Source organism: Blastochloris tepida, assembly GCF_003966715.1.
Lineage (GTDB): Bacteria > Pseudomonadota > Alphaproteobacteria > Rhizobiales > Xanthobacteraceae > Blastochloris > Blastochloris tepida.
Genome location: NZ_AP018907.1, coordinates 96,942 through 123,113, shown reverse-complemented (window position 1 = coordinate 123,113; position 26,172 = coordinate 96,942). Strand labels below are relative to the sequence as shown.

Sequence of the window (26,172 nt, the reverse complement as noted above, 5' to 3'; positions counted from 1 at the left end):
TCCTCGCACCCGTCGCCGGCCTGCAAGCCGCTTCCGCCTGCAACCGAGCTGGGCTATGGATCGGTCCGCCACAATCAGGCGAAGACAAGCCGTGAGCCGGTACCGTGTCCCGCCTCTCCCACGCTGCCCTCTACACCGTCGTTGCGCTCGCGCCCCTGCCGTTCGGCTCCAACGAGCCGCTGTGGGTGGCGCTGTGGATCGTGCTGCTGGCGGTTTCGCTGGCCTTCGCCGACTACCGGCGCCTGCGGGCCACCCACCTCGCGCTGCTCGCGCCGATGCTCATCGCCGCAGGCGTCTACGGGCTGGTGGTGGCCCTGCAGTCGGCGGCCCTGCCCGGTCTGCTGCCGGACTACCCGTTGCATGAACGGGTGGCGCCGCTGCTCGGCGGGGCGGCGCCCGCGCCGGTGCCGACGGCGACGCGCGATCTGCCCTGGCTCGCCATCGGGCCGGCCGCCGCCGCCTTCATGGCCTTCCTGGCCGGGTTCGTGGCCGCCACCGATCGCGACCGCGCGGTGCGGCTGATGAAGGTGGTGGCCTTCGCCAGCATCGCCTATGCGCTCTACGGCCTGCTGATGATGATCGTCGACCCGCAGATGCTGCTGTGGCGGGAACGGCCGAGCTATTCCGGGCGGATGACCGGCACCTTCGTCAATCCCAACACCGCGGCGACCTTTTTCGGCATGGGCGCGGTGATCTGGGCCACCCTGGTGTGCGTGCGGATCCGCCGCCACTTGCCGGAGGATCGCGCCGATCTGACCGATGTGCTGCGGCTCGGCTTCAGCCGGCTGCCGCGCGAAATCACCCAGCCGACGCTGGCGCTGCTCATCTGCCTGGGGGCGGTGCTGGCCACCGGCTCGCGCGCCGGCAGCCTCCTGACCCTGCTCGCCGTGGCCGTCGCCGTGCTGCTGAGCTTCCAGCGCGAGCTCAAGGGCGCCTCGCCCGGCCTCGCCGCCGTTGCCGCGGCCGCTGCGGTCGGAGTGGCGGCGGTCGAGATGTGGGGCGGCATGCTGGAGCAGCGCATCCAGCAGGGCGGCGTGATGGATTTCAGCCGGCTTCTGATCTTCCAGTCGAGCGCGGAGATCATCGCCGATCATCCCTGGTGGGGGACCGGGCTCGGCACCTTCGCCACCGTCTTTCCCGCCTACCGGCCCGACCAGTTCATCTTCGGCATCGTCGACCGCGCCCACAACACCCCGCTCGAAGTGGCGGTGGAGCTCGGCCTGCCCGCCGCCGGCGCCGTGGTCCTGGCCTGCCTGACAACCCTCGCGCTGATCTATCGCGGCGCGCTGACCCGCCGCCGCGACCGCGCCCTCCCCATCGCCGGGGCAGCGGTGGCAACGCTGACCTTCCTGCACGCGCTGGTGGATTTCCACCTGCAGACAGCAGGCTTCTTTCTGCCGTTCTGGGCGATCCTGGGCGCGGCCCTGGCACAGAGCATATCAAGCATGCCCGAGATGCAACACGGACGCAGCGGCGAGGGCGGCAGGGAGCCCCGGCCCAGGGACATAAGGTCCGCCGCGGCGCGACCGGAGGTCGCACTGCACCGCTGACCCCGCCCCTGCAGGCCGGATTCCGGCTGCAATTGCAGCCCATCCGCCGTATGGATGGCAACAGCGCAACGGCTGAGATACAGATGCCGGCGTTTCCCAAATTCGACGACCGACGCATCTTTGCCGCCGACCGCCGAGGAAAGATGCTATCCGCATCCGGAATTCATGAGGGGTTGAGAACGAACATGCCCGCAACGACCAGCATTCCCGCGCACGTCAAGAGCCAACGTCTGCGCGCATGGGTCAACGACATCGCGACGCTGTGCAAGCCGGATCAGATCCATTGGTGCGACGGTTCGCAGGCGGAATATGACGCGCTCTGCGATCAGCTGGTGAAGAGCGGCACCTTCAAGCGCCTCAACCCCGAGAAGCGCCCGGGCAGCTTCCTCGCCTTCTCCGACCCCTCCGACGTCGCCCGCGTCGAGGACCGCACCTATATCTGCAGCCTCAACAAGGAGGATGCCGGGCCCACCAACAATTGGATGGACCCGCGCGAGATGAAGGCGACGCTGCAGCCGCTGTTCGACGGCTCGATGCGCGGCCGCACCATGTACGTCATCCCGTTCTGCATGGGACCGATCGGCTCGCCGATCTCCTATATCGGCTACGAGATCACCGACTCGCCCTACGTCGTCGTCAATATGAAGCTGATGACCCGCATGGGCCGCGCCGTCGATGACGCGCTGGGCGAGTCCGACGTGTTCGTGCCGTGCGTGCACACGGTCGGCGCGCCGCTCGCCCCCGGCCAGAAGGACGTCGCCTGGCCGTGCAACCCCACCGTCAAGTACATCGTCCACTTTCCGGAAGAGCGCTCGATCTGGTCCTACGGCTCGGGCTATGGCGGCAACGCGCTGCTCGGCAAGAAGTGTCTCGCGCTGCGCATCGCCTCGGTGCTGGGCCGCGACGAGGGCTGGATGGCCGAGCACATGCTCATCCTCGGCGTCGAGGATCCCAAGGGCAAGAAGACCTTTGTTGCCGCCGCCTTCCCCTCGGCCTGCGGCAAGACCAACTTCGCCATGCTGATCCCGCCCAAGGAGATGGAGGGCTGGAAGGTCACCACCATCGGCGACGACATCGCCTGGCTGAAGCCCGGGGCCGACGGCCGGCTCTACGCCATCAATCCCGAAGCCGGCTATTTCGGCGTGGCGCCGGGCACCAACTACACCTCGAACCCGAACTGCATGGATACGATCCGTGCCAACACCATCTTCACCAATGTCGCGCTGACCGACGACGGCGACGTGTGGTGGGAGGGCATGGACGGCCCGCCCCCGGCCCACGCCATCGACTGGCAGGGCAATGACTGGACGCCCGATTGCGGCCGCAAGGCGGCCCACCCCAATTCCCGCTTCACCGTCCCCGCCGGCCAGAACCCGGCGGTCGACAAGGAATGGGAGAACCCGGCCGGCGTGCCGATCTCGGCCATCGTGTTCGGCGGCCGCCGCTCGACGGTCGTTCCGCTGGTCTATCAGCCGGTGAACTGGGCGTTCGGCGTCTATGCCGGCGCCACCATGGGCTCGGAGATGACCGCCGCCGCCTTCGGCAATATCGGCGAGGTTCGCCGCGACCCGATGGCGATGCTGCCGTTCGCCGGCTACCACATGGCCAGCTACTTCAATCACTGGCTCAGCATGGGCCGCAAGGTCAGCCAGCCGCCGCGCATCTTCTGCGTCAACTGGTTCCGCAAGGACAAGGACGGCAAGTTCCTGTGGCCCGGCTACGGCGAGAACATGCGCGTGCTGAAGTGGATCGTCGAACGCGCGGCCGGCACCGCCCGCGCCATCGAGGGCCCGCTCGGCTACGTGCCGACCTATGACGACATCGACTGGCGCGGCCTGTCGTTCTCGCGCGAGCAGTTCCACCAGCTGATGTCGGTCGACCGCGACGTCTGGCAGAAGGAAGTGCTGGGCCACGAGGAGCTGTTCATCAAACTCTTCGACCGGTTGCCCAAGGAATTCATCGCCATGCGCCAGCTTCTGCTGTCGAACCTGTGGCGCTCGCCCAACCACTGGGAACTGCCGGACTACGCCCAGAACCAGTGAGCCATTTGCGATGACCGGGCGGCCCGCGCCGCCCGGTGGGCGATCTATGCAAAACGGCCGCGGCGAAGTTTCGCCGCGGCCGTTTCGTCATAGAAGATCCTGATCACGTTCTCTGCCGCCAGGCTCATGCCTGCGGCCCTTGCCATTGCTCCGCCGTCGTCATGGCCGGGCCTTGTCCCGGCCATCCACGTCTTTGGTTCAAAAGGCGTTTCAAGTCGTGGATGCCCGCAACAAGTGCGGGCATGACGAGTCACACCGTTCGGCCCTTGGTATCACTCCGCCGCAGTGGAGTGCATCTGCTGGCGCTTCAGCACCAGCTTGTTCAGCGCCGCCAGATACGCCATGGCCGAGGCCACCAGCGTGTCGGGATCGGCGCCGCGGCCGGTCACCGTCTTGCCGCCTTCCGACAGCCGCACCGACACCTCGGCCTGCGCGTCGGTGCCCTCGGTAACGGCGTGCACCTGGTAGAGTTCCAGCTTGGCCTCGTGCGGCACCAGCGCCTTGATGGCGTTGAACACCGCATCGACCGGGCCATTGCCCTCGGCCTCCTCCAGCATGCGCGTGCCATCGACTTCGAGCCGCATGGTGGCGCGCTGCGGCCCGTGGGTGCCGGCGATCACGCTCAGCGACACCAGCCTGATGCGGTCCTGGGCGGTGGCGATCTCCTGGTCGACCAGCGCCTCGATGTCCTCGTCATAGACGTGCTTCTTGCGGTCGGCCAAGTCCTTGAAGCGGTTGAACGCATCCTCGAACTCGTTGTCGCCCAGCTGGTAGCCCAGCATCTTCAGCTTCTCGCGGAAGGCGTTACGGCCCGAATGCTTGCCCATCACCAGCGAGGTCTGCTTCACGCCCACGCTCTCGGGGGTCATGATCTCGTAGGTCTGGGTGTGCTTGAGCATGCCGTCCTGGTGGATGCCGCTCTCATGGGCGAAGGCGTTCCGGCCGACCACCGCCTTGTTGTACTGCACCGGGAACGAGGTCACCGCCGACACCAGCTTGGAGGCGCGGGTCAGCATCTCGGTCTTGATGCCGGTGGTGAAGGGGAGGACGTCGGCGCGGGTCTTGATCGCCATCACCACCTCTTCCATGGCGGCATTGCCGGCGCGCTCGCCGATGCCGTTGATGGTGCATTCGATCTGGCGGGCGCCGGCGCGCACGCCGGCCAGCGAGTTCGCCACCGCCATGCCGAGGTCGTCATGGCAGTGCACCGAGAAGATCGCCTTGTCGGAGTTCGGCACCCGCTCGCGGATCATCTTGATCAAGGCGAAGTATTCGTCCGGCGTGGTGTAGCCGACGGTGTCGGGGACGTTGATGGTGGTGGCGCCAGCCTTGATCGCGCTCTCGATCACCCGGCACAGGAAATCATGCTCGGTGCGGGTGCCGTCCTCGCAGCTCCACTCGACGTCGTCGACGTGGTTCCTGGCCCGGCTGACCTGGGCGATCACCATCTCGTGCACTTCGTCGGGCGTCTTCTGCAGCTTCCACTTCATGTGGACCGGCGAGGTCGAGATGAAGGTGTGGATGCGCGGCCGGCGCGCCGCCTTGATCGCCTCGGCGGCGCGGTCGATGTCCTTGAAGGCGGCGCGCGCCAAAGCGGCGACCGAGGCGTTCTTCAGCCGCGCCGCGATCATCGACACCGACTCGAAGTCGCCATTGGAGGCGATCGGGAAACCGGCCTCGATCACGTCGACGCCCATCTCGTCGAGCAGGTCGGCGACCTGCAGCTTCTCCTCCAGCGTCATGGTGGCGCCGGGGCACTGCTCGCCGTCGCGCAGCGTGGTGTCGAAGATGATGACGCGGTCGTGGGCGGCCTCGGTCTGGGCGGATACGCCCTGCGCGCCTTCCGTCTGCGGCTTGGCAGTCATCGGGAAATCCTTGTCGTGGAGATCGCGGGCCGGTTCGCGTGGCCCCGTCTGCGGTTTCGGGAGGTTGCTCGCACGGTCCCCTGAGCGCCCAGGCATGAGCCCGGCCGGCCCTCAGGGGCGGCTAAGGAGCAGGATCCCGCGAAGCGCAAGGGCGCGCCGGAGCACCGCGTGTGCGGTCCGGTTCCAGGTGCGGCTCGTCGTCGAGCGGATCACCGTATTGCCCTCTGTCTCGCGCCAATGGACCCGCGTTACAGGCGGATCACAAACCACGAATGATCGTTTGTAGCGGTTGCCGGGGCTGGTGGCAAGATGATGCGATCATCGGCTCCCGGCTGGCATGAAGGCCGAAGAGCGCACTGCGAGACCCCGCCGAGAGACCCCCGCCATGACCGACCATATCCGCACCTTCGCCGAACGGCTGCTCGACAAGGGACCGGACGCGCTGCCGCCGCGCGACCGCCGGGTCATCGAGCACATCGCCAAGCGCCTCAGCACCCGGTTGGACTGGTCGGCGGAGTACGAGGAGAGCCTGACCTTCGGCCAGCGCCTCGCCGACGGGGTGGCGGCGTGGGGCGGCTCGTGGCCGTTCATCATCAGCTTTTCGCTGGTGATGGCGGCCTGGATCGCGATCAATCTCGGCCTCGCCAATTGGCAGCCCTTCGACCCCTATCCGTTCATCCTGCTCAATCTGGTGCTGTCGACGCTGGCCGCCATCCAGGCGCCGATCATCATGATGAGCCAGAACCGGCAGGCGGCGAAGGACCGCATCCAGGCGCTGCACGACTATGAGGTCAACCTCAAGGCCGAGGTGGAGATCGTCGCGCTGCACGACAAGCTCGACCGCCTGCGCAGCCAGGATCTGGCGGCGGCCGTGGCCCGCATCGAGGGCAAGATCGAGGCGCTCCTGCAAGAGCCCCGCCAAGAGCCCAACCACGCGCCCAGCCACGCGCCCCGCTGACGCCCGCCCGCGCGGGCGCCCCGGTGTGTGCGGTCAGCGGCGGCGGAACTGCGGGCGGCGCTGGCCGCTGCCGATCGGGCCGGCGCTCTCCGACTTGTGGCGGAAGTTGATGCGGCCGCGCTCCAGGTCGTAGGGCGACATTTCCACCACCACCCGGTCGCCGGCAATGGTGCGGATGCGGTGCTTGCGCATCTTGCCGGCGGCATAGGCGAGGATTTCGTGGTCGTTGTCGAGCTTCACCCGGAAATTGCCGTCCGGCAACACCTCGGTCACCACCCCATCGAATTCCAGCAGTTCTTCCTTCGACATGCCTTGCTCCTGAAATCTCAGCCCACCGGACGCGCCGCAGGCGCAAACCGGGTGTTCCGGCCCGGCCGTCGCGCCGGCTTGAGGAACGCCATGGCCGCGAAGCCGGTGTCCGGGCCCGCTTCGCGCGCCGCCGGCCGTCCCGTCCCGGTCCGGGCGGCGGCCGGCCGCTGGGCGGCCTTGCCGCCCGTGTGCCCGCGCTCGTGACTCGACTTGGTGTCCTGCCTGGAGGCCGGACCGGCAGCCCGACCCGCCACCGGCTTTGCCGCAGGCTTGGATGCCGTCCTTGACGCCGGATTGGCCGCAGGCCGTGACGCCGGATCGGCCGTCCGCCTGGCGGCGCGCGGAGCCGCCGCGGACTCGCCCTCACGCTTGGGCAAATCGACCTTGGGCGCAGCCGTGCCCGTCCCCGACCGTGCCCGCCCGCGCAGATCGACCGCCGGGATGGAGCTGCGGATCAGGCACTCGATGGCCTTGAGATAGGGCCGCTCCTCGGCATCGCACAGGGAGATCGCCACGCCCGTGGCGCCGGCACGGGCGGTGCGGCCGATGCGATGCACATAGCTCTCGGGCACGTTGGGCAAGTCGAAATTCACCACATGGCTGACGCCCGCGACGTCGATGCCGCGGGCGGCGATATCGGTTGCCACCAGCGTGCGCAGGCTGCCGTCGCGAAAGGCGGCCAGCACCCGCTCGCGCTGGTTCTGCGACTTGTTGCCGTGGATTGCTGCCGCCGGCAAGCCGGCTTTGTCGAGCATGCGCACGATTTTATCGGCGCCGTGCTTGGTGCGGGCGAAGATGAGGGCCCGCTCCACCGGCTCGCGCCGCAGCACATCGGCCAGGATCGCCGTCTTGTCGGCCTTGTCGACGAGCAGGATGCGCTGGTCGATGCGGTCGGCGGTCTTGGCCACCGGGGTGACCGCCACCCGCACCGGATCGCGCATCATCTTGGCGGCCAGCGCCTCGATCTCCTTGGGCCAGGTGGCCGAGAACAGCAGGCTCTGGCGCGCGTGCGGCAGCAGCGCCTCGATCCGGCGGATAGCGTGGATGAAGCCCATGTCGAGCATCTGGTCGGCTTCGTCCAGCACCAGCACCTCGACGCCGTCGAGCCGCACGGCGTGGTGGTTGGCCAGATCCATCAGCCGGCCGGGAGTGGCGACCAGCACGTCGACGCCCTGGGCCAGCGCGCGGACCTGCGGGTTCATCGACACCCCGCCGATCGCCAGCGCGGTCTTCAGCCGCAGGTGCTTGCCATAGGTCTTCACGGCCGTGAGGATCTGGCCCGCCAGCTCGCGGGTCGGCGCCAGCACCAGCGCGCGCACCGCGCCCCGTTCGGGCCGGGCGGGGCTGCGATGGACGGCAAGCCGGTTGAGGATCGGCAGCGTGAAGGCTGCGGTCTTGCCGGTGCCGGTCTGGGCGATGCCGACGAGGTCGCGTCCCGCGATCACCGGCGGGATCGCCTGGCTCTGGATCGGGGTCGGATTGACGTGATTCGCCTCGGCGAGGGCGCGCAGGATCGGCGCGGCAAGGCCGAGCGTGTTGAAATCGGTCAAGGTCTGTCTTTCTTGCTGGCGCATCGTCCGCAAAGCGGGAAACCGGTCCTGCGAGCGAAAATGCATCAAACCAACATTGGGCGCGCCCGCTCCGGGCCATCGGGCCGGCGGACGCTTGATTCAAGAGATCCGGCCCGCATGGCCGGCGTTGCATAGTCCGGTTGCCGAAATCCCGTTTTCGCACAAGGGGGTTCCGGCGAGGCCGGGGCCGCGGACCACGACGTGATCGCGCGACTCCCGAACTCGACAGCGCAAACGCGACACGGCAGCGCCCGAAGGGCACCGGCCGCGCGGCGCGGGGAGCCGTAAGACGCGCCCCGCGTGACTTGGGCTGTCGGTTGTCGAGAGCTGGGCGAAATAGGCCGAAACCTTCAGGCGAAGGTGGCGCGCACGCATGGCCCTCCGGCCACACTTGGCCGCGAACCCAGCGTTCCCTTCATGACGCCTTCGTATGGTTATTTCAAGGCCACATTCTCGCTGCTATGACGAGCCAGCCACCATGGTTTCCAAAGAGGCCAACGATGTCCCCGCTCCGTCCCGCCACTTTTTTCGCCACGATCGCCGTCGCGCTTTCGCTCGCCGCCTGCAATACGCTGGAGACATCGACCGCGCCGGCCCCCACCGCCGAGCCGGTCAATCCGGGCGCCAAGGTGGCGGCGCTCGACATTCCCAACGGTCAGCCGTGCGGCGCCGAGCTGTCCGCCTACAAGGCGGTGATGGACAATGACCTGCGCACGGGGCACGTCAACAAGCCGGTCTACGACAGGGTGATCAACGATCTGCGCCCGGCCGTCGCCGCCTGTCAGGCGGCGCGCAGCTACGAGGCGATCGCGCTGATGAACGCCACCAAGCGCCGCTTCGGCTATCCGGTGTCCCAGGGCGAGAGCATGGTTCGCAGCCGCGACCTCGCCGGACGGTCCTGAGACCACGCCGCCGCCACGCCGGCCGCACTCCCCCAACCGCCAGCAACGGACCAGACATATGACGGGACGCCGCCTGACCCTGGCCGCACTGCTCGGCGTCTTCGTCGCCGGATGCGGAACGGTCTTCAACCTGCCGATCAACCAGCCGATCGACCCCGCGTCGCCGACGCAGGATGCGAGCTCGCCGCCAAAAATGACCGGCGACGTCGCCGTTGCGCTGTCCTTCTCGGGCGGCGGCACCCGCGCCGCCGCCTTCGCCCACGGCGTGCTGACCGCGCTCGACACCATGCCCTCGCGCGAGGGCGGCAGCTATCTCGACCGGGTGGTGTTCATCTCGGGCGTGTCGGGCGGCTCGGTCGCCGCCGCCTATTTCGGCCTGAAGGGCCGGGCGGCGATGAACGACTTCCGCGAGCGCTTCCTGCTCCAGAACGCCGAGGAAAGCCTCGACACAAGGATCAGCCTCGCCAATCTGGTGCGCGGCATCGAGGGCGGCGTCAACGACGCCTCGCGCCTGCCGGCCTGGCTCGACCGCCAGCTGTTCCACGGCGCCACTTTGGCCGACCTCCACGGCAAGAACCGGCCGATGGTGTGGATCAACGCCTCCGACCTGTTCAACCGCACGCCGTTCCACTTCACGCCGTCGACCTTCGCCGCGCTGTGCAGCGACGTCACCTCCTACCCGGTGTCCCAGGCGGTGGCCGCGTCCGCCGCGGTGCCGGTCGCCTTTGCGCCGATCGTGCTCAAGACCTTCCCCGATTCCTGCCGCGCGCCGCTGCCGCCGTGGGTCGACCGGGTGCTGAAGAACCCGAGTTCCGGCGGTCAGGCCCGCGCCTTCGCCCAGGCGCTGATCCGCTATCGCGATCCCGGCCAGATCCGTTACGTCAAGCTGGCCGATGGCGGACTCGTCGACAATTTCGGTCTGGCCGGCCTCGTCATTGCCCGCGAGATCGGCGACCGGCCCTACGCGCCGCTCAATGCCGAGCGCGCCGTCCAGCTGCGCCGCCTCGTGTTCATCGTCGTCAATGCCGGCCGCGGACCGGCCGGCAATTGGACGCTCTCGCCCGAGGGACCCTCGGGCCAGGAGCTGCTCGGCGCGGTCACCGACACTGCCATCGATGCGGCGGCGATCTCTTCGTTCGACGCTTTCCGCCTGACCATGAACCAATGGGAGACGTCGACCCGCAAATGGCGCTGCGGCCTGTCGCCCGCCGAGGCGAAGCGGCTTGGCGCCGGCCCCGGCTGGCGCTGCAACGACGTTTCGTTTGATCTCGCCCAGGTTTCCTTCGACCAGCTCGGCAGCCTCACCGCCACGCTCAATGCGGTGCCGACCCGACTGCGGCTGGAGCCGGAGCAGGTCGAACTGGTGGTGAAAGCCGGCATCGAGGCCACCCGCGCCCACCCCGTGCTGCGCGGCAGTCTCCTCGGGCGCTGACCTTCAGTCCGCGAGGCGCGATTCAAGAAAGGCCCGCACGAAGGCCGGCGCCACCGGCGGCAAGTCGTCGATCCCGTGGACGGCGATAACGTCGGCCAGCTCGGCGCCGGGATCGGCGGCAATGAAGGCCCGCGCCCGCGCAACCAGGAGCCCGCTCGCCTCGTCGGCCAAGAAGGTGCGCATCAGCGCGACACGCGGCCCGTCGAGCACCACGGTCCAGCCGGGCTCGGCAACGAAGGCCGCAGCCTCCAGCCCGGTCTCCTCCTTCAGCTCCCGCACCACCGAACCGGCAAGATCGAGCCGGCCACCCGAAATGTCGCCGGGATCGGGCGTGCCGGACGGAAAATAGACGCTGCCGGCATTGGCGGTGTGGCCGCCCATCACCCCCAGCAGGAAGCCGCCGTCGGCGCCGCGCACCACCGCCATGCCGAAGATGTTGCGGATGGCGGGATCGGGAAAGCCGGTACCTAGCCACCATTGGAAGGACGCGAAGTCGGTCTCGAAGGCATGGCCGGTCAGGCGGTCGCCCACCAGCTCGACATCGCGTGCGACCAGCACCTTGCCGTTCCACAGCTTCGGCCGGTCGCGCTTCAGCCGCGCAAAATGGGCATCGATCTCGGACCGCCGCGCGCGGGCCATCGGCCAATCCGCCGCCACCACCGCGAACTCGGCGGAGGCGATGCGGCGGACGACCGGCGCGCTCACGGCTGCGGCCGCCCGACCATGACGGCCTCGAACACCCGGCTTGGCGTCACGAACTCGTCCTGCGCCGCGACGGTGAGGATCTCGCGCGAGCCGGCCTCGAACGTGCGCCTGAGCAGGCCCCAGGTGGAGGAGGCCGCCCGCACCAGCGCCTCGCGCGCCGAGCCGGTGCGCTTCCAGTGCAGGAAGAACAGCGCGGCGATGGCATCGCCCGCGCCATTGACCGACAGATCGAGTCGCGGCGTGCGCAGCCGCCACGTGCCCAGGATGTCGGAGGCCAGAAGGTCGATGGCGTCGGCGGGCGTGTCGTCGGTGATCAGGCTGGTGACCAGGATCACCTTGGGGCCGAGCCGGTGGACGGCCTCCACCGCATCGAGCGCGGCGGCCAGTGTCGGCGTGGCGTGCCCGGCGAGAAAGTCCAGCTCGAACTGGTTGGGCGTCACCACGTCGGCCGCCGGCACCGCGCGGTCGCGGATGAAGTCGGGAATGCCCGGCCGCACGAACACGCCGCGGCCGACATCGCCGATCACCGGGTCGCAGCAATAATGCGCGGCCGGGTTGGCGGCCCGCACGCGTGCAGCGGCGTCGAGGATCGCCTCGCCGATGTCGGCGCCGCCCATATAGCCGGACAGCACGCCATCGCACGCCGGCAGCACGCCACGCGCCTCGATGCCGTCGATCACCTCGCGGATCATCGCGCCGTCGAACACCCGGCCGGTCCAGGCGCCATAGCCGGTGTGGTTGGAGAACTGCACGGTGTGGATCGGCCACACCTCGACGCCGAGCCGCTGTAGCGGAAACACGGCCGAGGCGTTGCCGACGTGGCCATAGGCAACGTGGGATTGGATCGACAGGAAATTCATGATGGACACGTGGGCGTTCGAGCCGGCGTGACCGGCCCCGCCTTCCTTCTTGCTTTCTCTATCCCGCGAGGGGACGGGGAGAGCGCATCTCCCAGCTGGCGGCAGAGATACTAAAGCATTCTCCGCAAAAGTGGGAACCGGTTTTGCGGAAGAGAATGCGACAACTCAGAGAGTTAGAGCGCCACCCGATCTGATCCCGTCAGATCGGGCAGCGCGCTAAGGACGTTTGCCGGCCGCCGCCACCTCGTCGATCTCGACATAGACTTGGCTGCCGAGCGCCTTGAACTTCTCCGACATCTCCGCCATGCCCGCGGCCACGGCGTCCGACGGCTGCGCCGCCGCAGACGCGCGAATTTCCTGGCTGATCTTCATCGAGCAGAATTTCGGCCCGCACATCGAGCAGAAATGCGCCGTCTTGTGCGCCTCCTTGGGCAGCGTCTCGTCGTGGAAACTGCGCGCGGTGTCGGTGTCGAGCGCGAGGTTGAACTGGTCATGCCAGCGGAACTCGAACCGCGCCCTGGAGATCGCGTCGTCCTGCGCCTGGGCGCCGGGGTGACCCTTGGCGAGATCGGCGGCGTGGGCGGCGATCTTGTAGGTGATGACGCCGGTCTTCACGTCGTTGCGGTCGGGGAGCCCCAGGTGCTCTTTCGGCGTGACGTAGCAGAGCATCGCCGTGCCGAACCAGCCGATCATGGCGGCGCCGATCGCGCTCGTGATGTGGTCGTAGCCCGGCGCGATGTCGGTGACGAGCGGGCCGAGCGTATAGAACGGCGCCTCGCCGCACAGCTGAAGCTGCTTTTCGACATTGACCTTGATCTTGTGCATCGGCACGTGGCCGGGGCCCTCGATCATCACCTGCACGCCGTGCTCCCAGGCGATCTTGGTGAGTTCGCCAAGCGTCTCAAGCTCGGCGAACTGGGCGCGGTCGTTGGCGTCGGCGATCGAGCCGGGGCGCAGGCCGTCGCCGAGCGAGAACGCCACGTCGTAGGCGGCGAGGATTTCGCAGATGTCGCGGAAGCGCGTGTAGAGGAAGCTCTCGGTGTGATGGGCGAGGCACCACTTGGCCATGATCGAGCCGCCGCGCGACACGATGCCGGTGACACGGTTCGCGGTGAGCGGAATATAGGCCAGCCGCACCCCGGCATGGACGGTGAAATAGTCGACGCCCTGCTCGCACTGCTCGATCAGAGTGTCGCGATAGATCTCCCAGGTGAGATCCTCGGCGACGCCGCCCACCTTCTCCAGCGCCTGATAGAGCGGCACGGTGCCGATCGGCACCGGCGAGTTGCGCACGATCCACTCGCGGATGTTGTGGATGTCGCGGCCCGTCGAGAGGTCCATCACCGTATCGGCGCCCCAGCGGATCGCCCACACCAATTTATCGACCTCGTCGGCCACCGACGACAGCACCGCCGAATTGCCGATATTGGCGTTGATCTTGGTGAGGAAGTTGCGGCCGATGATCGCCGGCTCCAGCTCGGCGTGGTTGATGTTGGCCGGAATGATCGCACGCCCCCGCGCCACCTCGTCGCGCACGAACTCCGGCGTCACGAGGTCGGGGATCGCGGCGCCGAAATCCTCGCCGTCGCGCGCCTTCGCGGCCTCGGTGCGACCGAGGTTCTCGCGGATGGCGACGTATTCCATCTCCGGCGTGATGATGCCGGCCCGCGCATAGGCAAGCTGGGTCGGCGTCCGTCCCGGCTTTCCGCGCAATGGGCGATGCTTGATCGGGAACGGCGGCACCGCGCCGCCCTGGCCGAGCGGCGGAATGACGGTGGCATCGACCTCCTCGACGTCGCCGCGGGCCCGAACCCAAGGCCCGCGGTGGCGCGGCAGGCCGGCCGAAATGTCGATGGTCGCAGTGGCATCCGTGTAGGGGCCCGAGGGATCGTAGACCCGCACCACCGGCTCGCCCTCGACCTCGATGGCCCGGCCCGGCACCCGAAGGTCCGGGAAGCGCCGGCCGGAATCGTGGACCTTGCGCGAGCCGGCAAGCGGGCCGGTGGTGACGGCGAAGGCGGGCTTCTCGGGTTCGGGCTTGGTGTGAATGGTCATCGGGCGCCTTGTTTGCTTGTCGTTTCCCCCGCTGAACCGGCGCCCGGACTGGCGGACGACACCACCCGCCGCGCGGCGGATTCCGCCGCATGACGAGACGGGGTGCGTACGGGGGAGACGATTGAAAGGCGCTGGCCCCTGGCGAAACGACTCGTCCTGGCCCGCGACGTCCGCATCCCTCCGCCGGTACGAACCGGTTCAGGTTCAAAGGGTGGTCGGGCGCTCCCGATCTCAGCCCCGCACGGGGCCCCCCTTCGGACGGCGAGACTTTGGGGAAAGGCCGGGCCGGCGTCAAGCGGCGCGGGCTGCGGCAAACCGGTACGCGGGACGTGCGTCAAGCCCGTGCCTCCCGCCGAGGGCAAGAATGTCTTTAGCAAGAGCGCGCGCCGGCAGGCAAAACGCTGCAGCGACAGAAGCCGGCAAATACAGAAGCCGGATGCTTTAGGTTTGATTCAATATGAGCCGAAACTACACTGGCGGCGGATCGTGTCGCATGCCACGTTGACCACCTCTTCAATAGAGGACTTCAAATGCGGTTGATTCTCGCCGTCATCGCCTCGCTGGCGTTCGCCGCCACGGCCGAGGCCGCCACCTTCCGCCTCGGCACACCGCCGGTGTTCTCCATCGCCCTGCCAGACGACTGGGAATCCTCGGAAATCGACAAGGGGGTGGAGTCGACCTCCAAGGACGAGGAGATCTACATCGCCGCCGAGGTCGTCAGCATCGCCAAGCTTGAGGACGCGGTCACCCAGGCGGTGGCCTATCTGATCAGCGAGGGCGTGCGTATCGACGAAAAGACCGAGACGCGGGGCGAAGGCAAGATCGGCGGCATGGACGCGATCTTCGTCGAGTACAGCGGCAAGGACGAGGACGACGAGGCCACCGAGGTCAGCATCGGCGTCATCGTCGCCAGCCCGACCACGGCGGTGATCGTCACCTATTGGGGCTCGCCGGACGGCGAGAAGGCCAACGCCGCCGCGCTGAAGACGATCGTTGACTCCATCAAGAAGATCGACTGAGCAGAAGCAACGCCGTCACGATGGCCGGGCCTCGAGCCCGGCCATTTCCGTCTGTGCCGCCCGATCAGCCCGGATGGCTCCAGATCGCGTTCCTGGTGACGACGAAATCGACGCGCCGGTCCTTCAGCGCGCGCACGCATTCAGAGGGCGCGTTGATGATCGGCTCCTCGTGGACGTTGAACGAGGTGTTGATCAGCACCGGCAGGCCGGTGATCTTCTCGTATTCGTCGAGGATGTCCCAATAGACCTGGTTCTGGCTGCGGCTGATCAGCTGCGGCCGGGCGGTGCCGTCGACATGGGTGATGGCCGGCACCTTGTCGCGCCAGCCGGGCTTCACGTCGCAGGTGGTGGTCATGAAATTGGCCGGGTAGACGAGGCTTGCCGGCAGATCGAACACCTCTCCATAGCGCTCGACCCGCACCACCGGCGCGAACGGCATGAACTCGGTGCGGTCGAGCCGCTTGTTCAGCGTGTCGTTGATCGAGCGGTCGGTGGCCCGCGCCATGATCGACCGGGCACCCAGCGCCCGCGGTCCGTACTCCATCGCACCCAGGAAGGTGCCGACGATGGCGCCCTCGGCGATGCGCCGGGCCGCCTCGGCGGCCGGATCCCCGACATGCTCGGCCAAGGCGCCGGCGGCGAAAAAGGCGTCCTCGGCCTCCGCATCGAAGTTGCGGCCGAAATAGAGGGTGTCGAAGCGATAGCGGTGGCCGAGCCAGGCCGGCAGGCCGTCGCGCTGGAGCAGGAACTCCAGCACGCCGCCGGCGGCGATGCCGGCGTCCGACATCGCCGGATAGATGAACAGCTCCTTAAAGGGAAAGCGCTCGGCGAGGCGCTGGTTGAGCTTGACGTTGGCGAACACGCCGCCCGCCAGACCCAGCGCCTTGGCCGGGTGGGCTTTCAGGATGTTGCCGACTGCCTCCAGCACCACCTCTTCCAGCACCGTCTGCACCGAGGCGGCGACGTCCTCGCGCGGCGCGCTCTTCACCATCTCCTGGACGCGGCGGCGCAGATCCTTCAGGCGCATCTTGCCGTGGGTGCGCCCCAGCGCGTCGACGGTGTAGTTGGCGCGCAGCTCCGGCGCGAACACCGGCTTGCCCCAGGCGGCGAGCCCCAGCACCTTGCCCTCGTGGCGCAGCGGCTTGAAGCCCAGCGCGGCCGTCACCTCCAGATAGAGCTGGCCGATCGAGGAGCGCGCGCCCTCATAGCCGAGCAGCTTCAGGCCGTCGCGGTCGTCGCCCCACAGCGCGGTGAGCTTGCCGTCCTTGAGGATGCGGGCGGAGGCGTTGACGCGGTCGCCATAGCCATCGGCGGTATAGAGGAGCGCGTCCGGCCAGTCGGTATGGAACAGCGCGCCCAGCGCGTGGGCATCGTGATGATTGTAGAAATGGACGCGGGTGGAGGGGGCGAAGCCGTGGTCGTCGAGCCACAGCGCGACGTCAAAAATGGTATCCGGCGCGGCGCCGAGATGCAGCGCCATCTGGCGGAACAGGTCGATGCGGCCCTCGCCGTCGGCTTTGTTCTTGGCCCACCATGCGCGGCGCTTGAAATATTTCGGCGCGAACTCCGAGCGCGGCAAGGCGATGACGTCGACATCCTCGCGCCGCAGGCCGGCAATGGCGAGGCATTCCTCGACCGCCTCGGCCGGGTAGCGGTAGCCGTCGCTCTTGATGCGGGTCAGCCGCTCCAGCGCCACCGCCGACACCATGCGGTAGTCGTCGAACAGCGCGGCCGAGGCGTCGTGATTGGTGTGGATGCCGAGAATGATCATGACGCCTTCCCTGACCTGGGCACCGCCCGGCCGCCCTCGGCGGCGCCCCTCTCCAGGAGCGCGGCGCCTGCCGTGGCCCGGGTTAACGGTCACGGGCGGCGTTGTCTACCGGTGGCGATGGGGGAGCAAGCCGGGCCGGAGCCTTGCTTGTGGAGGCGGCTGAAAGAGGGCGGGACTACTCGGCGGCGTCCTTGGGCTTGGCCGGCTCGTCGTCTGCCGCGGCCTCGGACTTCTGCTTGGCAGCCGCGCGGGCGGCAGCCATCTCGCGCCGCGCCTTGGCCGGAATCACGAGGTCGAACTCGGCGAGTTCTTCGTCAGTGGGCCACGTCATATCGGGATCCCAGGCCCACGCCTGACGGATCTCCTCGTCGGTCATGGCGTCGAACCTCGCCCAGTCAATTGTCTTGGCGAGCCGCTCCGCCTCCTCCAATTGCTTTTTCGTAGGCACGGCGTTCGCTCCGATGGGCCATCCGAAGGGAAATGATCCGGCGTCGCTCGCCGTTCCATGTCCACACGCAGAATAGCACGCGGCCTTCGAACACCGCCATCGTTTCGAAACGGGGCTCGTCAGGGGGCGACTTCAGGGAAACGGCATCGACCCGCGGCCGGCCATCAAACAGCGCTGCGGCGAGCGGAAACGGCAAACCGCGATTTTCACGGTTTGCCGCGTCCTTGGTATCGTCCCATTCCAGGTCGTCGGTCTCGCCCATTGCGCACCTCCGACCTGATTAGGGGGCGCCCATTCAAAATCTGCAACAGGGCCCCGACCGGTGCCGAACGACACCGGCAGTCGATCAACAGATTCGTCAATTCTTGCTCTTGTCCACCAGCGCCTTCTGCTTGATCCACGGCATCATGCCGCGAAGCTTCTCGCCGACCGCCTCGATCTGGTGGGAGTCGTTGTTGCGGCGGATGGCCTTGAAGCGCGCTGCACCCGCCTTGTATTCCTGCATCCATTCCGAGGTGAACTTGCCGGTCTGGATGTCGCTCAGCACCTTCTTCATCTCGGCCTTGGTCTCGGCCGTGATGATGCGCGGGCCGGTGACGTATTCGCCCCACTCGGCGGTGTTGGAGATCGAGTAGTTCATGTTGGCGATGCCGCCCTCATAGATGAGGTCGACGATCAGCTTCACCTCGTGCAGGCACTCGAAATAGGCCATCTCCGGCGCGTAGCCGGCCTCGACCAGGGTCTCGAAGCCGTTGCGGATCAGCTCGACCAGACCGCCGCAAAGCACCACCTGCTCGCCGAACAGATCGGTCTCGCATTCCTCACGGAACGAGGTCTCGATGATGCCCGAGCGACCGCCGCCGACGCCCGAGGCGTAGGACAGCGCGAGGTCGTGGGCGTTGCCCGAGGCGTCGTGCGCCACCGCGATCAGGCACGGTACGCCGCCGCCCTTCTCGTATTCGCCGCGCACGGTGTGGCCGGGGCCCTTGGGGGCGATCATGATGACGTCGACGGTCTTCTTCGGCTCGATCAGGCCGAAATGGACGTTGAGGCCGTGGGCGAAGGCCAGCGCCGCGCCGTCGCGGATGTGGGGGGCGATCTCGTTTCGATAGATGTCGGCCTGCAGCTCGTCCGGGGTGGCCATCATCATCAGGTCGGCCCAGGCGGCGGCGTCGGGCACCGACATCACCTTGAGGCCGTCGGCCTCGACCTTCTTGGCTGTGGAGGAGCCCGGCCGCAGCGCCACCGCGATCTCCTTCACGCCGGAATCGCGCAGATTGAGCGCATGCGCGCGGCCTTGGCTGCCATAGCCGATGATGACGACCTTCTTGCCCTTGATCAGGTTCAGGTCAGCATCGCGATCGTAGTATACGCGCATGGCGTTCGGTCCCCCGGGGTTTTCGGATGTGCTTGCGTTAGCAGATGTCGGCGAGGCTGGCCAAGGCTGCGGGCATGAGACTCGCACCGAGCAGAGATGTCCGGCCTGCTTGGCCGGACACCGGATCGTGTGGGAGGCGGGTCGCCGGCCTGATCGGCCGGAGCCCGTCTCACATGCTGTCCGCGCCGCGCGAGATCGCCGCGACGCCGGTGCGTGACACCTCGACGAGGCCGACCGCGGTCATCAGGCGGATGAAGCGTTCGATCTCCTCGGTCGTGCCGGTGAGCTCGAACACGAAGGACACCAGCGAAGCATCGAGCGTGCGCGCCCCGAAGGCCGCGGCGAGCCGCAGCGCCTCGACGCGCTGCTCGCCCTTGCCGACCACCTTGACCAGCGCCATCTCGCGTTCGAGCGCCTCGTTGGTCAGCGTCAGGTCGACGACGCGATGCACCGGCACCAGCCGTTCGAGCTGGTTCTTGATCTGGTCGATGATCTGGGCGGTGCCGGCGGTGACGATGGTGATGCGCGAGATGTGCGCCTCATGCTCGGTCTCGGACACCGTCAGGCTTTCGATATTGTAGCCGCGGCCGGAGAACAGGCCGGCGATACGGGCCAGCACGCCCGGCTCGTTGTCGACCACCACCGCCAGGGTGTGGCGGCTGACCGGTTCGCTGCGCGTCTGGGCCGGGTAATGGGTCTGATTCATGGCTGGAACTCAGCGTCGAAATCGATCGGGGCCGGCGGAGCGCCGGCGCGAGGAGGACGGCGCGGGCCTGCCGCCACGGCGTGTGGCGTCAGGCCGCGTCGAGGGAGGAAAGGTCAGACGAGCATCTTGCCCCTGTCATCGATGACGCTGCCGATATCCTGGGCCGCATCGCCGAGAAGCATGTCGTTGTGGGCCTTGCCCGACGGGATCATCGGGAAGCAGTTCTCGGCCGGATCGACAATGCAGTCGAACAGCACCGGCCCGTCATAATTGATCATGTCCAGGATCGCCGCATCGAGGTCGGCCGGCTTGTCGCAGCGGATGCCGCGGGCGTGATAGGCCTCGGCCAGCTTGACGAAATCCGGCAACCCTTCCGAATAGGTCTCCGAATAGCGGCCGCCGTGCAGGAGCTCCTGCCACTGCCGCACCATGCCCATGTACTGGTTGTTCAGGATGAACACCTTGACCGGCAGACGATACTGCGCCGCCGTCGACATTTCCTGCATGGTCATCTGGATCGAGGCTTCGCCCGCGACGTCGATCACCAGCGCGCCGGGATGGGCGAACTGCACGCCGAGCGCCGCCGGCAGGCCGTAGCCCATGGTGCCGAGGCCGCCCGAGGTCATCCAGCGGTTGGGGTCCTCGAACTTGAGGAACTGCGCCGCCCACATCTGGTGCTGGCCGACCTCGGTGGTGAAGTAGACGTTCCTGTCCTTGGTCAGGTCATAGAGCCGTTGCAGCGCGTACTGCGGCTTGATGATCTCGTCCGAGGGCCGGTAGGCGAGGCAGTTGCGCTGGCGCCAGCCGTCGATCTTGCCCCACCAGTCCTTGATCGCTGTCTTGTCAGCGGAGGCGTTGGAGGTGCGCCACACCCGCACCATGTCCTCCAGCACGTGGGCGCAGTCGCCGACGATGGCGAGATCGACCTTGACGTTCTTGTTGATCGAGGACGGATCGATATCGATGTGGATCTTCTTCGACCCCGGCGAGAAGGCGTCGAGCCGGCCGGTGATGCGGTCGTCGAAGCGGGCGCCGATCGCGATCATCAGGTCGCAATCGTGCATCGCGAGGTTAGCCTCATAGGTGCCGTGCATGCCGAGCATGCCGAGCCACTGCCGGTCCGAGGCCGGATAGGCGCCGAGCCCCATCAAGGTGGAGGTGATGGGGAAGCCCGTCGCCCGCACCAGCTCGCGCAGCAGCGCCGATGCCTCGGTGCCCGAATTGATGACGCCGCCGCCGGTGTAGAAGATCGGCCGCTTGGCGGTTTTCATCATCTCGATCGCCGACTTGATCTTGGACATCTCGCCCTTGATCTGCGGCCGGTAGGTCTTGTGCTGGTTGCTGGTCGGCCGCGAATAGGTGCCGGTGGCGAACTGCACATCCTTGGGGATGTCGATGACCACCGGACCCGGCCGCCCGGCGCTGGCGACATAGAACGCCTCGTGCAGGACGCGCGGCAGGTCGTTGATCGATTTGACCAGATAATTGTGCTTGGTGCAGTGGCGGGTGATGCCGACCGTGTCGCACTCCTGGAACGCGTCCGAGCCGATCAGATGCGTCGGCACCTGACCGGTGAAGCACACCACCGGGATCGAATCCATCATCGCGTCGGCAAGCCCGGTCACCGCATTGGTGGAGCCGGGGCCCGAGGTCACCAGCACCGCCCCGACCTTGCCGGACGAGCGGGCATAGCCTTCGGCCGCATGCACCGCGGCCTGCTCGTGGCGCACCAGGACGTGCTTCACCTTGTCGGTGTGGAACAGCGCGTCATAGATCGGCAGCACGGCGCCGCCGGGATAGCCGAAGATGTGGGTAATGCCCTGGTCGATCAGGGCCTGGACGACCATCTCGGCTCCGGTCATCTCGCGAGTCATGGGTGTGCGTCCTTCGGATGTTTCCTGTGAAGCAGAGTGGCGGCGCCGGACGGTGTCCGGTCGGCGCGCCGGTGCGTGGTGGCCTCGCGGCAACAAAAAAGCCCCGCAAGGGGGCCCGTGCGCCATCTGTCGGATGACGGATCAGATCCGTCCCGACGATGGCGCCTCACATACGATAAGGAAATTGCGCGACATCGGCCGCCCCTTGTTGAAAGTTGCGCGGAACCTACTGGTCTTCGCAACCGCCGTCAAGCGGCTCGCAAGTGCCTGACCTATGAGCCCTCACCTCGGCGCCCTCACCTCAGGGCAGCGAGCACGGCCGCCGTCGCGGCCCTGGGTTCCACCGCCTGCCAGCCCGGCATCTGGTGGCGGAACCAGGTAACCTGCCGCTTGGCATAGGCGCGGGTGTCGGCCTTGCCGCGCTGGATCGCCGCCTCCAGCGTGATCTCGCCATCGAGATGGGCGATCAGCCCCGGCACGCCGTGGGCGCGCATCGCCGGCAGCGCCGGATCGAGATGGCGGGCCTTCAGGGCGGCCACCTCCGCCAGCGCCCCAGCCGCGATCATCGTGTCGAACCGCGCATCGATCCGCGCCGTAAGCCAGACCCGCTCGGGGGCGAGGAAGACGCCGAGCGTCGAGGCCGCATCGAGCTTCGGCCGGCGCGGCTCATCCTGCCACGCGGCAAGCGGCCGGCCGGTGGCCGCCAGCACCTCCAGCGCCCGCAGCACCCGCTGGCGGTCGCCCGTATTGAGCCGGGCCGCGGTTTCAGGATCGCACGCCGCAAGCCGGGCGTGCAGATCAACACTGGCGACACCCTCGGCGTCCGCCCGCACCGCCGCCCGCACCGCCTCCGGAACCGCCGGAATGTCGGACAGCCCCTGGGTCAGCGCCTTGAAATAGAGGCCGGTGCCGCCGACGAGGACCGGCAGGCGGCCCGCCGCCTGCACCGCGGCGAGCGCCGCCATGACGTCCGCGACCCAGCGGCCGGCAGAATAGTTCACCGCCGCATCGACATGGCCGTAGAGCAGATGCGGCACGCGGCCCGTCTCCTCGGGCGAGGGCCGCGCGGTGAGGATCCTCAGGTCGCGATAGACCTGCATCGAATCGGCATTGATGACGGTGCCGCCCAGCCGTTCGGCCACCGCCAGCGCCACCGCCGACTTGCCGCTAGCGGTCGGACCTGCAATGAGCACCACACGCGGCCGCACGCGCCGTTCCCCGAATTGCCCGCCTCGATCAGACGTCGGCGCGTGGTATCACGAGCCCGAACCGGAAGCATCGGCATGGCCCACGTTACCGCCTTGGCCCACGTCGCCACCTTGATCGCCAACCCCGCCGCCCCGGCTGTGGACGGAGCGCTGCTGGCCCGCGCCGCCGATGCTCTGCCCCACCCCGGCGGACCGGACTGGCTCGCCCCCGGCATCGCCGCCGACCTGCCCTTCGCGCGGCCCGACACCGACCTTGCGGCCATCGCCGCGCGCCTGCGCGAGGCGGTCGGCCCGGCCCCGGTCGATATCTGCGTGCAGCCGGCGGCGCACCGCCGGAAGCGGCTGTTCGTCGCCGACATGGATTCGACCATGATCGGCCAGGAGTGCATCGACGAGCTCGCCGACCTCGTCGGCTGCAAGGAACACGTCGCCGCCATCACCGAGCGGGCGATGCGCGGCGAGATCGCCTTCGAGCCGGCGCTGCGCGAACGGGTGGCGCTGCTGCGCGGCCTGCCGGTCGAGATGGTTGCGCGCGTGATCGAGGAGCGCATCACTTTGACGCCCGGCGGACCGGCGCTGGTGGCCACCATGCGCGCGGCCGGCGCCTACACCTGTCTGGTGTCAGGCGGCTTCACCTTGTTCACCGACCGCATCGCCGCGATGATCGGCTTCGACGAGACCCGCGCCAATCATCTCGATGTCGAGGACGGCCGGCTCACCGGCACGGTTGCCGAGCCGATCGTCGGGCGCGAAGCCAAGCTGGCGGCGCTGATCGAGCTGCGCGCGCGGCTGGGCCTCAGTGCGGCCGAGACGCTGGCGGTCGGCGACGGCGCCAACGACCTCGCCATGCTCCAAGAAGCCGGGCTCGGCGTCGCCTTCCACGCCAAGCCGAAGGTCGCAGCCTCTGCCGCGGTGCGGCTCGACCACGCCGATCTCACCGCCCTGCTCTACATCCAGGGCTTCCGGCGCGAGGCGTTCGCGCCGGAAGCCTGATACGGTTGCCGGCCGATCAAGCCGGACAACCGTATCACGCGCCCTCGGCCGCCAGCGGCACCACCGACGTCTCCTTGAGCGACGACAGCGCCAGCTCGGTGTGGGTCTGCTTGACGCCCGGCGTCGCCGCGATGCCGTTCAGCAGCGTCTCAAGCGCCGACAGGCTTTCCGCCCGGATCTTCAGCAGGTAGGACCAGTCGCCGGTGACGTGGTGGCATTCCAGCACCGCGTCATTGCCGCGCACCGCGCCGAGGAACGCCGCTTCGTCGTCGGCCCGGCCGGCGGCGGTGAGAACCTGTGTGAAGGCCAGGATGGGCCGCCCCACCGCCTTGGGGTCGACGGCCGCCGACCAGTGCTGGATCGCGCCGCTGGCGTGAAGCTTCTTCAGCCGCTCGTTGACCGCCGAAATCGACAACCCAACCGCCGCGCCAATCTCCGCATAGGAATCGCGGCCGCTCTTCTGGACATAGGCCAGGATCTTGCGGTCGATCGCATCCATGCTGCCCCCTCCGCGTTTCAACCGGCTCGTGCCAATCCACGCGCCAGTAGACAAATTCAGCGGAGGCGTGCATTCAAGAGCAAAGTGCGGGTGCCGGCCGAAACAAGCAAAAAAAGCGGCCGTGTAACCGAAATCTGCCTGTAAACGCTACGGAACCTGCCCTTGCGCAACCTGTTTTTCGCAAGTGAAATCCTGCCCGACCGTCACCGGACGGCGACGACGACGAAACGCGGTTCCCCTTCGGCATTGGCGACCAGCAGCAGAACGGACTTTCGCCCGTCCTTCTTGACCGCCTCCAGCCGGCGCTGGACATCGGCCAGGGTGCCGACGGGCTGCTGCTCGACTTCGACCAGCACCTGACCGGCCTGGATGCCCTTTTCGGACGCCGAGGAGTCGCGGTCGACCGCGGTGATCACCACGCCCTTGACCGTCTCCTTGATCCGGAAGCGCTTGCGCAGGTCGTCGGTGAGCGGCGCGAGGTCGAGGCCGAGCACCTGGCCGGGCCGGGCCGCTGCCGGCTGCTGCTGCTGGGGTGACGGCTTGGTGGTGGACGCCTGCTTCTCGGCCTCCTCCAGCCGCTCGACCGTCACCTTGGTGGTCTGCTCCTTGCCGTTGCGCAGGAACACGATGTCGACTGCCTTGCCGATGGGGGTGGCGGCCACCACCCGCGGCAGGTCGCGCATCTCCTTCACCTCGTGGCCGTCGAACTTGACGATGACGTCGCCGGACTTGAGGCCGGCCTTTTCCGCCGGCCCGCCATCGGTCAGCCCCGCAACCAGTGCGCCATTGGCCTTGGTGAGGCCGAGGCGCTCGGCGATCTCGTCGCTGACCTGCTGGATGCGCACGCCGATCCAGCCGCGCCGGGTCTCGCCGAAACTGCGCAGCTGATCGATCACCGGAGCGGCGGTGGCGGCCGGCACCGCGAAGCCGATGCCGATCGAGCCGCCCGACGGCGAGATGATCGCCGTATTGATGCCGATCACATCGCCCTTGAGGTTGAACAGCGGCCCGCCCGAATTGCCGCGGTTGATGGCGGCGTCCGTCTGGATGAAGTTGTCGTACGGACCGGAGCTGATGTCGCGGTTGCGGGCCGAGACAATGCCCAGCGTGACCGTGCCGCCGAGGCCGAACGGATTGCCGATGGCGATCACCCATTCGCCGAGCCGCAGCTTGTCGGAGTCGCCGAGCTTCACCGCCTTCAGCGGCTTTTCCGGCTTCACCTTCAGCACCGCGAGATCGATCTTGTTGTCGCGGCCGACCAGCTCCGCCTTGAGGCGGGTGGAATCGTTCAGCGTCACGAAGATCTCGTCGGCGCCCTCGACGACGTGATTGTTGGTGACGATGACGCCGCTGGGATCGACCACAAAGCCGGAGCCGAGCGAGGTCTGCCGGCGCTGGCGGTGCGGATCGAAGCCGTTGCCGCCGCCCTCACCCCCGTGCTTCTTGAAGAACTCCTCGAAGAACTCCTCGAACGGCGAGCCGGGCGGCAGTTGCGGAATCGGGCCCTGCTTGGTTTCGACGCGGGCGGTGGTGGAGATGTAGACCACCGCGTCGATGACCTTGTCGACGACGTCGGCGACGTCGGGAAGCTCGCGGCTCGCCAGCTGCTGCGCCTGGGCGCCCGGCAGCGGCAGCACGACGGCCAGAGCCAGCGCGGCTGCCAGCCCGAGACGCGCGACGGTCAAGGCACGGGCGTGAGAGAGCATGGCTCTGAAGCTCCTTGTTTCGAATCGAACAGACGCTCGCGCGAACGCCGCCGGCACGCAAGCCCTCCGAACGCCGCGGCGCGCCGCCCCGGCGAGCCGAACAGGCCGCCGCGGCGGATCGCAGAGGGCCTCATCCCCGGACGATCCAGATCAGCACGACGCCGACGACCGCCGCCGCGAGTCCCCCGATCCGGAGTACCGAATCGGGGGTCTGCAGGATGCTGACGACCGCCCGCCGCGCCAGGTCCGGAGCGGCGGCATAAAGCAGCCCCTCCATGGCCAGCAGAAGACCGAACGCGACGATGAAGTCCTCCATGGCCT

23 protein-coding genes and 1 riboswitch are annotated in these 26,172 nt (G+C 68.0%); of the genes, 7 read left to right on the top strand and 16 right to left on the bottom strand.

Annotation, left to right across the window (positions count from 1 at the left end; all coding sequences use genetic code 11):
* Positions 1-104: 104 nt before the first annotated feature.
* Both BLTE_RS00510 and BLTE_RS00505 read left to right on the top strand, forming a co-directional pair.
* On the top strand, positions 105-1,550 hold the full coding sequence (locus tag BLTE_RS00510; protein WP_126396597.1) for an O-antigen ligase family protein: 1,446 nt from the start codon (positions 105-107) through the stop codon (positions 1,548-1,550).
* A 185-nt stretch (positions 1,551-1,735) separates the two neighbouring features.
* Complete coding sequence (locus BLTE_RS00505; protein ID WP_126396595.1) at positions 1,736-3,592, top strand: phosphoenolpyruvate carboxykinase (GTP); 1,857 nt, start codon at positions 1,736-1,738, stop codon at positions 3,590-3,592.
* Between the two features lie 272 nt (positions 3,593-3,864).
* On the opposite strand, the gene BLTE_RS00500 is transcribed toward BLTE_RS00505, so the two are convergent.
* Positions 3,865-5,457, bottom strand: coding sequence for a 2-isopropylmalate synthase (locus tag BLTE_RS00500; protein WP_126396593.1), 1,593 nt, complete (start codon positions 5,455-5,457; stop codon positions 3,865-3,867).
* Between the two features lie 385 nt (positions 5,458-5,842).
* Between BLTE_RS00500 and BLTE_RS00495 the strand changes: the two genes are divergently transcribed.
* Positions 5,843-6,415, top strand: coding sequence for a DUF1003 domain-containing protein (locus tag BLTE_RS00495; RefSeq protein ID WP_126396591.1), 573 nt, complete (start codon positions 5,843-5,845; stop codon positions 6,413-6,415).
* A gap of 33 nt (positions 6,416-6,448) precedes the next feature.
* Here the strand turns inward: BLTE_RS00495 and infA are convergent, their stop codons facing one another.
* Both infA and BLTE_RS00485 read right to left on the bottom strand, forming a co-directional pair.
* Positions 6,449-6,724, bottom strand: coding sequence for a translation initiation factor IF-1 (infA, locus tag BLTE_RS00490; protein ID WP_126396589.1), 276 nt, complete (start codon positions 6,722-6,724; stop codon positions 6,449-6,451).
* A gap of 17 nt (positions 6,725-6,741) precedes the next feature.
* Positions 6,742-8,274 (bottom strand): DEAD/DEAH box helicase, encoded by a 1,533-nt coding sequence (locus BLTE_RS00485; protein ID WP_342211502.1) that lies wholly within the window; start codon positions 8,272-8,274, stop codon positions 6,742-6,744.
* A 521-nt stretch (positions 8,275-8,795) separates the two neighbouring features.
* On the opposite strand from BLTE_RS00485, the gene BLTE_RS00480 reads away from it, so the two are divergent.
* Together BLTE_RS00480 and BLTE_RS00475 are read left to right on the top strand one after the other, a co-directional pair.
* Complete coding sequence (locus BLTE_RS00480; protein ID WP_126396587.1) at positions 8,796-9,197, top strand: hypothetical protein; 402 nt, start codon at positions 8,796-8,798, stop codon at positions 9,195-9,197.
* 58 nt (positions 9,198-9,255) lie between these two features.
* Positions 9,256-10,629, top strand: coding sequence for a patatin-like phospholipase family protein (locus BLTE_RS00475; protein WP_126396585.1), 1,374 nt, complete (start codon positions 9,256-9,258; stop codon positions 10,627-10,629).
* Between the two features lie 3 nt (positions 10,630-10,632).
* Here the strand turns inward: BLTE_RS00475 and BLTE_RS00470 are convergent, their stop codons facing one another.
* From BLTE_RS00470 to thiC, 3 genes are all read right to left on the bottom strand, one after another.
* Positions 10,633-11,334: an NUDIX hydrolase gene (locus tag BLTE_RS00470; protein ID WP_126396583.1), complete on the bottom strand. Its 702-nt coding sequence runs from the start codon at positions 11,332-11,334 to the stop codon at positions 10,633-10,635.
* Complete coding sequence (gene pdxY / locus BLTE_RS00465; RefSeq protein WP_126401968.1) at positions 11,331-12,194, bottom strand: pyridoxal kinase PdxY; 864 nt, start codon at positions 12,192-12,194, stop codon at positions 11,331-11,333. Before pdxY ends, BLTE_RS00470 begins: the two co-directional genes overlap by 4 nt.
* A gap of 216 nt (positions 12,195-12,410) precedes the next feature.
* Entirely contained in the window at positions 12,411-14,249 is a 1,839-nt protein-coding gene (gene thiC / locus BLTE_RS00460) for a phosphomethylpyrimidine synthase ThiC (protein WP_126396581.1), read from the bottom strand.
* Between the two features lie 157 nt (positions 14,250-14,406).
* Positions 14,407-14,513, bottom strand: a riboswitch (TPP riboswitch).
* A 266-nt stretch (positions 14,514-14,779) separates the two neighbouring features.
* Between thiC and BLTE_RS00455 the strand changes: the two genes are divergently transcribed.
* Positions 14,780-15,268, top strand: coding sequence for a hypothetical protein (locus tag BLTE_RS00455; protein ID WP_126396579.1), 489 nt, complete (start codon positions 14,780-14,782; stop codon positions 15,266-15,268).
* A gap of 64 nt (positions 15,269-15,332) precedes the next feature.
* On the opposite strand, the gene BLTE_RS00450 is transcribed toward BLTE_RS00455, so the two are convergent.
* The 7 genes from BLTE_RS00450 to miaA all read right to left on the bottom strand — a co-directional run bounded on the left by BLTE_RS00450 (position 15,333) and on the right by miaA (position 22,653).
* On the bottom strand, positions 15,333-17,039 hold the full coding sequence (locus BLTE_RS00450; RefSeq protein ID WP_126396577.1) for a carbamoyltransferase C-terminal domain-containing protein: 1,707 nt from the start codon (positions 17,037-17,039) through the stop codon (positions 15,333-15,335).
* A 175-nt stretch (positions 17,040-17,214) separates the two neighbouring features.
* The gene (locus BLTE_RS00445) at positions 17,215-17,415 is read right to left on the bottom strand and encodes a hypothetical protein (protein WP_126396575.1); all 201 of its coding nucleotides are present in this window, start codon (positions 17,413-17,415) and stop codon (positions 17,215-17,217) included.
* A gap of 19 nt (positions 17,416-17,434) precedes the next feature.
* Positions 17,435-17,749 (bottom strand): BrnT family toxin, encoded by a 315-nt coding sequence (locus tag BLTE_RS00440; RefSeq protein ID WP_126396573.1) that lies wholly within the window; start codon positions 17,747-17,749, stop codon positions 17,435-17,437.
* Between the two features lie 96 nt (positions 17,750-17,845).
* Complete coding sequence (gene ilvC / locus BLTE_RS00435; protein WP_126396571.1) at positions 17,846-18,865, bottom strand: ketol-acid reductoisomerase; 1,020 nt, start codon at positions 18,863-18,865, stop codon at positions 17,846-17,848.
* Between the two features lie 169 nt (positions 18,866-19,034).
* Positions 19,035-19,571, bottom strand: coding sequence for an acetolactate synthase small subunit (gene ilvN, locus BLTE_RS00430; RefSeq protein WP_126396569.1), 537 nt, complete (start codon positions 19,569-19,571; stop codon positions 19,035-19,037).
* Between the two features lie 113 nt (positions 19,572-19,684).
* Positions 19,685-21,445, bottom strand: a complete 1,761-nt coding sequence (locus tag BLTE_RS00425; protein ID WP_126396567.1) for an acetolactate synthase 3 large subunit — start codon at positions 21,443-21,445, stop codon at positions 19,685-19,687.
* Between the two features lie 296 nt (positions 21,446-21,741).
* Positions 21,742-22,653, bottom strand: a complete 912-nt coding sequence (miaA, locus tag BLTE_RS00420) for a tRNA (adenosine(37)-N6)-dimethylallyltransferase MiaA (RefSeq protein WP_126396565.1) — start codon at positions 22,651-22,653, stop codon at positions 21,742-21,744.
* 75 nt (positions 22,654-22,728) lie between these two features.
* On the opposite strand from miaA, the gene serB reads away from it, so the two are divergent.
* The gene (gene serB, locus BLTE_RS00415; RefSeq protein WP_425290283.1) at positions 22,729-23,646 is read left to right on the top strand and encodes a phosphoserine phosphatase SerB; all 918 of its coding nucleotides are present in this window, start codon (positions 22,729-22,731) and stop codon (positions 23,644-23,646) included.
* A 34-nt stretch (positions 23,647-23,680) separates the two neighbouring features.
* Here the strand turns inward: serB and BLTE_RS00410 are convergent, their stop codons facing one another.
* From BLTE_RS00410 to BLTE_RS00400, 3 genes are all read right to left on the bottom strand, one after another.
* Complete coding sequence (locus BLTE_RS00410) at positions 23,681-24,145, bottom strand: Lrp/AsnC family transcriptional regulator (RefSeq protein WP_126396563.1); 465 nt, start codon at positions 24,143-24,145, stop codon at positions 23,681-23,683.
* A gap of 203 nt (positions 24,146-24,348) precedes the next feature.
* A complete protein-coding gene (locus tag BLTE_RS00405; protein ID WP_126396561.1) occupies positions 24,349-25,851 on the bottom strand; it encodes a Do family serine endopeptidase in 1,503 nt (500 codons plus the stop codon).
* Positions 25,852-25,981: 130 nt separating this feature from the next.
* On the bottom strand, positions 25,982-26,167 hold the full coding sequence (locus BLTE_RS00400) for a DUF2065 domain-containing protein (protein ID WP_126396558.1): 186 nt from the start codon (positions 26,165-26,167) through the stop codon (positions 25,982-25,984).
* Positions 26,168-26,172 lie beyond the last annotated feature (5 nt).

What these genes read in the sequence shown, in the direction of transcription:
- BLTE_RS00505 (WP_126396595.1), top strand. Translation starts at nt 1,736, where the DNA reads ATGCCCGCAACGACCAGCATTCCCGCGCACGTCAAGAGCCAACGTCTG.
- BLTE_RS00500 (WP_126396593.1), bottom strand. Translation starts at nt 5,457, where the DNA reads ATGACTGCCAAGCCGCAGACGGAAGGCGCGCAGGGCGTATCCGCCCAG.
- BLTE_RS00495 (WP_126396591.1), top strand. Translation starts at nt 5,843, where the DNA reads ATGACCGACCATATCCGCACCTTCGCCGAACGGCTGCTCGACAAGGGA.
- infA (WP_126396589.1), bottom strand. Translation starts at nt 6,724, where the DNA reads ATGTCGAAGGAAGAACTGCTGGAATTCGATGGGGTGGTGACCGAGGTG.
- BLTE_RS00480 (WP_126396587.1), top strand. Translation starts at nt 8,796, where the DNA reads ATGTCCCCGCTCCGTCCCGCCACTTTTTTCGCCACGATCGCCGTCGCG.
- BLTE_RS00475 (WP_126396585.1), top strand. Translation starts at nt 9,256, where the DNA reads ATGACGGGACGCCGCCTGACCCTGGCCGCACTGCTCGGCGTCTTCGTC.
- pdxY (WP_126401968.1), bottom strand. Translation starts at nt 12,194, where the DNA reads ATGAATTTCCTGTCGATCCAATCCCACGTTGCCTATGGCCACGTCGGC.
- thiC (WP_126396581.1), bottom strand. Translation starts at nt 14,249, where the DNA reads ATGACCATTCACACCAAGCCCGAACCCGAGAAGCCCGCCTTCGCCGTC.
- BLTE_RS00455 (WP_126396579.1), top strand. Translation starts at nt 14,780, where the DNA reads ATGCGGTTGATTCTCGCCGTCATCGCCTCGCTGGCGTTCGCCGCCACG.
- BLTE_RS00450 (WP_126396577.1), bottom strand. Translation starts at nt 17,039, where the DNA reads ATGATCATTCTCGGCATCCACACCAATCACGACGCCTCGGCCGCGCTG.
- BLTE_RS00445 (WP_126396575.1), bottom strand. Translation starts at nt 17,415, where the DNA reads ATGACCGACGAGGAGATCCGTCAGGCGTGGGCCTGGGATCCCGATATG.
- BLTE_RS00440 (WP_126396573.1), bottom strand. Translation starts at nt 17,749, where the DNA reads ATGGGCGAGACCGACGACCTGGAATGGGACGATACCAAGGACGCGGCA.
- ilvC (WP_126396571.1), bottom strand. Translation starts at nt 18,865, where the DNA reads ATGCGCGTATACTACGATCGCGATGCTGACCTGAACCTGATCAAGGGC.
- ilvN (WP_126396569.1), bottom strand. Translation starts at nt 19,571, where the DNA reads ATGAATCAGACCCATTACCCGGCCCAGACGCGCAGCGAACCGGTCAGC.
- BLTE_RS00425 (WP_126396567.1), bottom strand. Translation starts at nt 21,445, where the DNA reads ATGACTCGCGAGATGACCGGAGCCGAGATGGTCGTCCAGGCCCTGATC.
- serB (WP_425290283.1), top strand. Translation starts at nt 22,729, where the DNA reads ATGGCCCACGTTACCGCCTTGGCCCACGTCGCCACCTTGATCGCCAAC.
- BLTE_RS00410 (WP_126396563.1), bottom strand. Translation starts at nt 24,145, where the DNA reads ATGGATGCGATCGACCGCAAGATCCTGGCCTATGTCCAGAAGAGCGGC.
- BLTE_RS00405 (WP_126396561.1), bottom strand. Translation starts at nt 25,851, where the DNA reads ATGCTCTCTCACGCCCGTGCCTTGACCGTCGCGCGTCTCGGGCTGGCA.
- BLTE_RS00400 (WP_126396558.1), bottom strand. Translation starts at nt 26,167, where the DNA reads ATGGAGGACTTCATCGTCGCGTTCGGTCTTCTGCTGGCCATGGAGGGG.